This is a genomic window from Methylobacterium frigidaeris (genome assembly GCF_022179185.1).
GTDB classification, from domain to species: domain Bacteria; phylum Pseudomonadota; class Alphaproteobacteria; order Rhizobiales; family Beijerinckiaceae; genus Methylobacterium; species Methylobacterium frigidaeris.
In genome coordinates, this window is the sequence record NZ_BPQJ01000100.1 from 1 (window position 1) to 6,756 (window position 6,756).

Genomic DNA, 6,756 nt, shown 5'->3' on the forward strand with positions numbered 1-6,756 from the left:
CTCCATCGCCAACTTCCCATACATCGCACGCGTCAATGCTTAAGCGCGGCGGTATTATGAACTGATTATTGTACGTTCGATTTTGCTGAGCATATCGCAGACGAAGGCAACCATGTGGAGGCCAGCCAATGTGCTGGCGTAGCGCTCGTAATCCTTGACCAGCCGGCGGCAGCGCGTCGCCCAGGCCAACGAGCGCTCCACCACCCAGCGGCGCGGCAACAAAACAAAGCCGCGCTTGGCCTCCGGCGCCTTGACCACCTCCAGGGCAATCCCGTTCGCCGCGGCCGCTCGTGCGGGCTTGTCGCCCGTGTAGCCCTGATCGACGAACGCCTTCTACACGCTCCCGTCGGTCTCCGCCTGCACCGCGACCGTCAGCGCGCCGACTTGGCTGCGGTCGTCGATATCGGCGGGCGTGACGTGCAGCGCCACAACATGGCCCGGCGTATCCACCGCCAGGTGCAGCTTGGAGCCGCGCTTGCGCTTGGCCCCGTTGTAGCCTGCCCGCTCACCGCTCTCAGGCGAAAAGCGCAAGGTGTGGCTGTCCAGGATGACGGCTGAGGGCTCCGGCTCACGTTCCGCCGCCTGCCGCAGCACGGCCCGCAGATCTCCCGCCACCTCGCCAAAGCAGTCGGCGACCAACCAGCGCTGGGTCTGCTGGTAGACCGCCGCCCAGGGCGGCAGGTCGTGGGGCATGAAGCGCCACGGCGCGCCGGTCTTCACGATGTAGCGCAGCCCGTTGAATACCTCGCGCAGCTCGTGGTCGCGCTGGCCCGAGTCCTCGCGCAGCAGCGCCATGTACGGCGCCACCAGCGCCCATTCTTCATCAGACACGTCGGACGGGTAGGCGGGGCGATCGGCGCTCACACCCCTCAACGCCCACGCTATGTCATAAGTTCATAGCGCGCTCTAAGGATTGATGTTTTCCTAACCTGAACTGTGCCGGATGCGATCAGCATCTGGACAGCCTTCTGCATCAGGTCGGCGGCGTTGGCGAAGGCATCGGCCGGGATGATGATCCGCCGCCGGAGCACCGGCTTCGGATTGTTGACCGGGTCGCGGTCGGACGGCGACAGGCTCATCAAGTCGATGCGCACGATCGAGCCCGTTACGGTGATCTCGCTGATGCCGTCCGAGTAGATCTCATCGATCATCGGGGTGTTCCTCAGCTGTGTTCGGCTCGGGTGAGAACTGGCCTCTCGCCCGGGAGCATGATGCGGATCTCAGGCCGTGGCCTGCGGGTTGAAGACGACGTCGACCCAGTAGTTGCTGCGCTGGAAGGAGTTCGTTGGGAACAGGCTGCTGCTGCTGTAGGCGTAGACCCCGTTGCCGCCCGAGGCGTCGCTGGTGGGCGCGGTCAGCGGCCCGCTGGTTACTGCGCTGGCGAAGTAGTTGCTGGAGTCGGAGTAATGCCCGGCATTGGTGTAATAGGAGGCGACGTAGGTCGCTCCTGGGGTGAGCGTCACCGGGCTCGCGAAAGTCGCGGTCTGCCAGCCACTCGCCGTCTCGTTGGTGAAGGTCGCGGTGGCGAGCAGCTGGCCGGTGCTCGACCACAGCTCGCCGGTGTGGGCGCCGGTGTCCTGGCTGCCCTTGTAGAACTTGATCGCGCTCACGGTCCCGGCGGTCGAGGCCTCGAACTTCACCCCGAGCTCGACCGCGCTGGCGTCGTTGGTATTCACCGTCGCGGGCGTCGCCGTGGCGGAGAACAGGCTCACCGGCCCGCTGCTCGGCGCCTGAACCGTGAGGCCGACATTGGCCGAGGCGGTGCCGCCGCGCCCGTCCGAGATCGCGTAGGTGAAGCCCGCCGAACCGGTGTAGTTGGTCGTCGGCGTGAAGGTAATGGTGCTGGTCTGACTGTTGAGCGCTCTGCTGCACGATCCGGCCTTCAAGCTCGCGCTCGACCGCCTGCCTGATGCAGCGGCGCTCTGCTCGCAGCCGACCGTCACGCGGCTCGAGAACCTGCTCGACCTCCGCGCCCTCCTGCGCATGGGACGCGCCCTGGTTGGGCTCTTTTGCGCGAGCTTCCGCCAGGTGCCGCGCCGGATCGTGCTCGACCTCGACGACACCTTCGATCCGGTGCATGGCGGGCAGCAATTGCGCCTCTTCAACGCCTACTACGACGAATACGGCTTCCAGCCCTCCGTGGTATTCGGCGGCGAGGGCCGGCCCGTGGCCGCCATGCTGCGGCCCGCGCGTCGCCCCACGGGTGCCGAGGCCCGCAGCTTCCTGCGCCGGCTGGTGCGCGAGATCCGGGGCCACTGGCCACGCGTCCAGATCCTCATCCGCGCCGACAGCCACTTCTGCGCGCCCGAAGTGCTCGACTTCTGCCGCGCCGCTCGGATCGACTTCGCCCTCGGGGTCGCCGCCACCCCGACGCTGCGCCGGCACGTCACGGCGCTGGAGGCGAGCACGGCAGCCCGCCAGGCCGCCCGACCTGATCAGAGTAAGCTGCGCCGTTAAAGGCGTTCTTCGACGGGGCGCGGAGCTGGTCCCGCGTCGAGCGCATCATCGCCCGCGTCGAGGCCGGACCGCAGGGCACGGACACCCGCTTCATCGTCACGAGCTTCACCGGTGGCGACCCGCGCAGGATCTACGAGGAGGTCTACTGCGGGCGTGGTCAGGCGGAGAACCACATCAAGGCGTGGAAGCGCCACCTCGCGGCCGACCGCACGTCGTGCATGAAGGCGACCGCCAACGCGTTCCGCCTGATGCTACACACGGGCGCTTACTGGATCCTGTGGTCGCTGCGCAGCCTCATGCCGAAGCGCTCCAGCTGGCGCGTCGCGCAGTTCGATACCCTCCGGCTGCGGCTCGTGAAGCTCGCCATGCGGGTCGTCGCGTTGAAAACCCGCGTCACGCTGCATCTGCCCAGCGCCTGTCCCGATCAGGCGATCCTGCGCCTCGTCCTCGACCACCTGCCGCGCCTCACCTGTTGAGCTGTGGGGCATCTGCCCCGGTCGAAACCCCGTGTTGTAATCCGCCAGACCCGCGATCAGCACCCGATCCCCGGCCAACAGCACGGGCGCCGATCTCGCGCGTTCGCACAACCATGCCGCGAGGCTTCGCCAGACGCAGAAAGCCCATCACCGCAGTCGTGAATGATCCGGGCTAGCTGCGCGCCGCATGCGGATGGTCCCGGCTCTGGGCCGAGATTGTCTCCTCGAAGGTCACTCGCCGAAGCCTTCGAGGACAACCTTGCCCTTCGCCCGACCTCTTTCGATGAGCGCGTGGGCACGTGTCAGATTGCCGGCGTTGATCGGACCGAACGTCTCGCTCAGCGTCGTGCGGAGCTTGCCCTCATCGATCAGCCGGGACACCTCGGTGAGGATCGTGTGCTGGCGCTCCATATCGGCGGTCCGGAACAGCGAGCGGGTGAACATCAGCTCCCAATGCAGCGACAGACTCTTAAGCTTGAGCGGCATCACGTCCAGGGTCGCGGGATCGTCGATCGGGCCGAGGCGGCCCTGCGGGGCGAGGAGTTCGATAATCTCTGGGAGGTGAGCACTCGTCCCCGTAGTCGCGAATACGAAGCCCGGCTCGCCGAGGCCCAGCGCAGCGACCTCTGTAGCCAGCGGTCTTCCATGATTAACAACGTGGTGGGCCCCGAGATCCCGGCACCATTGCGCCGTCTCGGAACGCGAGGCGGTGGCGATTACGGTAAGATCAGTGAGCTGCCGAGCGAGCTGGATCGCGATTGAGCCCACGCCCCCTGCGCCGCCGACAATCAGGATCGCGGGTGCCGCGCCGGGCACGGGCTTCGCCACGTCGAGCCGGTCGAACAGCATCTCCCAGGCGGTCACCGCTGTCAGAGGGAGAGCCGCAGCCGCGGCGAAGTCCAGGCTTTCGGGCTTGGGGCCGACGAGGCGCTCGTCGACGCACTGCAACTCCGCGTTGCTGCCCGGCCTGTTGAGGGTGCCGGCATAGAACACCGCATCGCCCGGCTTGAACAGGCGCGCTTCGGGGCCGACGGAGATCACGGTTCCGGCGGCGTCCCAGCCAAGGATCTTGGGCTCGCATGCCTGCTTGTAGGCGCCCTGCCGAACCTTGGTATCGATCGGGTTTACCGAAACGGCCTGCACCCGCACCAGCAAGTCGCGGCCAGTAGGGGCAGGATCGAGGAAGGTCGTGTCCACGAGCGCATCCGGCGCGTCGATCGATGAGCCTTCAGTGTAGGTGACAGCACGCATGGCGTTCTCGGATGCTCGGTTCGCTCTCGGCCGGGGCGTATGGCGCTCGAACCAAGATAAATGGTGACGTGCGGTATCGGATCTCGCCCCGGACACGGACCCGGTATCATCGCGGCAGCGCAGGTGCCGCGAGGAATCCACAATCAGGTCGTCTTCAACCGCACCACGCAGTTCTTCGGCCTACAGAGCGCATCCGCGGCCATCGCGGCCGCACAAGATACTGCCGGCGAGTGTGGGCGCGGCTGCCGGTATTTGCAAGCTGGGAGCAGGGGAATTCTACTTCGCCACTGAAGGCTCGGGACGGCCGGCCAAGCCGCGTACGCCGTTTCGCCTCTCCTACCATCCGGCCAGCCCGACGATGGTCCAACAGGAGCGCTTGCGCCAGACGAGCACCGACGCCCGAATGGGGCCGAAGGAGCCTCACTCCAGCATGGTGAGTGTAGAGGATGAGGCGGTCATCGCCGCCTCCCGCCGGCAGATTGCAGATGAAATTCGCGGCACATGGCCGGACTTGAAGCCAAACTGACCAGGGTCAGGGCCGCGGTTCGCAAGATATGAGGAAGGCTTAATCTGTGAAGCGGATCACCTTTTCCTTGCAGATGTCGAAGGTGTCTGCATCGCTCTTGCCGCCGTCTTCGAAGGTCGCCGCGACGGAAACCGTACAGCCCCTCAGCTTCGGCAGCCTCACGGTCGCCCGACCTTGGGATGCAAGCGGCTTTGAAAGCCTGGTGGTTTCGCGCCCAGCCGAGATGACGACACTCGTCGCTGTGGTCGCGCTAGTGTTGATAATCATTACCGCTCGAGACGGAGCCTTCGGCTTCAGTGGTCTGCGGCCGCTGCAGGCGCAGCACCAGTTCGATCAGTTCCTCCTTGCTCAAACGCTCAAGATCGCAGCGGCCCATCTCACGAGGGAATCAGCCAAATCGGCGCCCGGCAAGAGGCCCTGCGAGCTCGCATCAGCACGCGCCCGGCGTCACGCCCAAACCAGCTGCACCCCCTGGGTAATTACGGCTTCACCATCGAACCATCGACGGCAAAACGTCCGGCACATCAGCGCCGGCGCTTAGTCAGGCTTAGCCAGCACCTTCGAACGCGTCCGTTTGAAGGTGCTTCGGCATTACCACTTCGACGGAGACATACCCCAGCGGCTCGCGACGACGGTCGGGGTAGGTACCGTATTGATGCCGACCTCTCCCCGAACCGCCGCGCCACTGTTCGTGCCAGCAATCGCGATGATTTTGAAGCTATATCAGTTGCCAGCGGCGACAGATTCGAGTGAGCTTTGCTTTATTTATGGAATATAAATCATTTTATATCGGCCAAATCTGCTGATAATGAACTCATTCGCGTGCATGCCGCTCATATCTAAGAGAATAATAAATTTATTATGATCCAAATTCGATTTCGTTGAAGAATTAAGGCAACATTTCTGCTAATCTATGAGGTTGTTCCTCGGGGATATAATGTCCACTTTTTTCGACAACGCCACCACGAACGTTCGTCCCGAGGGGCTGCATTGCAGAGAAAATATCCGGAGCGCTGCCCTGGTCCCCGCCGAGCGCGAGAACCGCCAGGTCGAGCTTGCGCGAGAACAAGATCTCGTTCTGCTTCATATCCTGCATAACTGCACGGTAGTAACCAAGCATACCACGCATACCACCCAATCTACTGTAGACGCGCTCGTACTCGTCGATGTCGGCTGCATCGAATGTTGCCATCGCGTTCGCGGTCTTGTGGTTGAAGAACCACTCAATAAGGATGCGCTCCCGTCCGGCGAGGAGCGCCTCGGGCAAGTCTTCAATCATGTTGAACAGGAAGTGGAAGCCTCGCCAATAATCCGGATCGGCGAGCCGGATCACGGGCTGGAGGGTGACACCTGGAATGTTGGCGTCAAGAAAGACGACGCCGGCCAATTCATCCTCGTAGGCGTGCGCGTAGGGGTAGGCGACCCACGATCCGATGTCCTGGTCAAGCGCCTCGTCGCGATCGCGGATGAAGCCGGCACCGCCGACCGCGCCGAGCTCGATGCCCTGGCGCGGGAATTGCGCCGCCACGTCGGCGCGACCTTGCGCGACGAGATCGTCACCGAGGCAAGCGCGACCTCGCTGATGGGTCTCGCCATCGCTCATGCCCGCGAGGCGATCCACGATCGGCTGAGCGCGTTCGAACACGGCGAGCCAGCCCCCTGCCACCAAGGAGTTTCGGCCGGAGCGGAGGCGCGCATGAAACCCCGTACCGGGACCAGCACATGATGGCGACAGGCGACACGAACGGCTGAACCCAACCCATCCGGATCCGTTCGCTGATGCGGCTTGATCTCCCGCTCGACGTCAGGTGCTCGCATGCCGCTTGTCCGGCTATGCGCCCCTACCGAATTTCGGCTCCCGACCGAAGAGCAGCCCTTCGTCTGTCACCGCTCCTTGGACAATGTCGGCCGCGACCCCAGAGCGGACCAAGACCAAGAACGGGTCGAGACCCGAAGGCCGGGTCCCAGTACGCCGTCCTCCGAAGCGACTTATACCGCCGCACCTTCGAACGGACGCGTTCGAAGGTGCCAGGCAAGCCCGAATGG

The 6,756-nt window shown here is 64.4% G+C and carries 5 protein-coding genes and 3 pseudogenes; 3 read left to right on the plus strand and 5 right to left on the minus strand.

What is annotated here, in order from left to right:
- Window positions 1–54 precede the first annotated feature (54 nt).
- The 3 genes and pseudogenes from MFF64_RS36185 to MFF64_RS36195 form a co-directional block, all read right to left on the minus strand.
- A pseudogene (locus MFF64_RS36185) lies at window positions 55–864 on the minus strand (IS5 family transposase).
- A gap of 17 nt (window positions 865–881) precedes the next feature.
- On the minus strand, window positions 882–1,151 hold the full coding sequence (locus MFF64_RS36190; protein ID WP_099901950.1) for a hypothetical protein: 270 nt from the start codon (window positions 1,149–1,151) through the stop codon (window positions 882–884).
- Between the two features lie 69 nt (window positions 1,152–1,220).
- The gene (locus MFF64_RS36195; protein WP_099901952.1) at window positions 1,221–1,943 is read right to left on the minus strand and encodes a DUF4082 domain-containing protein; all 723 of its coding nucleotides are present in this window, start codon (window positions 1,941–1,943) and stop codon (window positions 1,221–1,223) included.
- Between MFF64_RS36195 and MFF64_RS36200 the strand changes: the two are divergent.
- Window positions 1,864–2,933: pseudogene (locus MFF64_RS36200) on the plus strand (IS1380 family transposase); the annotation flags it as partial. The gene MFF64_RS36195 and the pseudogene MFF64_RS36200 overlap by 80 nt on opposite strands.
- A 231-nt stretch (window positions 2,934–3,164) precedes the next feature.
- On the opposite strand, the gene MFF64_RS36205 reads toward MFF64_RS36200, so the two are convergent.
- Window positions 3,165–4,184 carry a zinc-binding alcohol dehydrogenase family protein gene (locus tag MFF64_RS36205; protein ID WP_238193833.1) on the minus strand — a complete coding sequence of 340 codons (1,020 nt, stop codon included), beginning with the start codon at window positions 4,182–4,184 and terminating at the stop codon, window positions 3,165–3,167.
- 349 nt (window positions 4,185–4,533) lie between these two features.
- Between MFF64_RS36205 and MFF64_RS36210 the strand changes: the two are divergent.
- A pseudogene (locus tag MFF64_RS36210) lies at window positions 4,534–4,659 on the plus strand (IS481 family transposase); the annotation flags it as partial.
- 97 nt (window positions 4,660–4,756) lie between these two features.
- Complete coding sequence (locus tag MFF64_RS36215; RefSeq protein ID WP_238193835.1) at window positions 4,757–5,251, plus strand: hypothetical protein; 495 nt, start codon at window positions 4,757–4,759, stop codon at window positions 5,249–5,251.
- A 348-nt stretch (window positions 5,252–5,599) separates the two neighbouring features.
- Here the strand turns inward: MFF64_RS36215 and MFF64_RS36220 are convergent, their stop codons facing one another.
- Complete coding sequence (locus MFF64_RS36220) at window positions 5,600–6,376, minus strand: alpha/beta hydrolase (RefSeq protein ID WP_238193834.1); 777 nt, start codon at window positions 6,374–6,376, stop codon at window positions 5,600–5,602.
- Between the last annotated feature and the right edge of the window lie 380 nt (window positions 6,377–6,756).

Excerpts from the sequence above, each read along its gene's own strand:
- MFF64_RS36190 (WP_099901950.1), bottom strand. The coding sequence starts at position 1,151 with ATGATCGATGAGATCTACTCGGACGGCATCAGCGAGATCACCGTAACG.
- MFF64_RS36205 (WP_238193833.1), bottom strand. The coding sequence starts at position 4,184 with ATGCGTGCTGTCACCTACACTGAAGGCTCATCGATCGACGCGCCGGAT.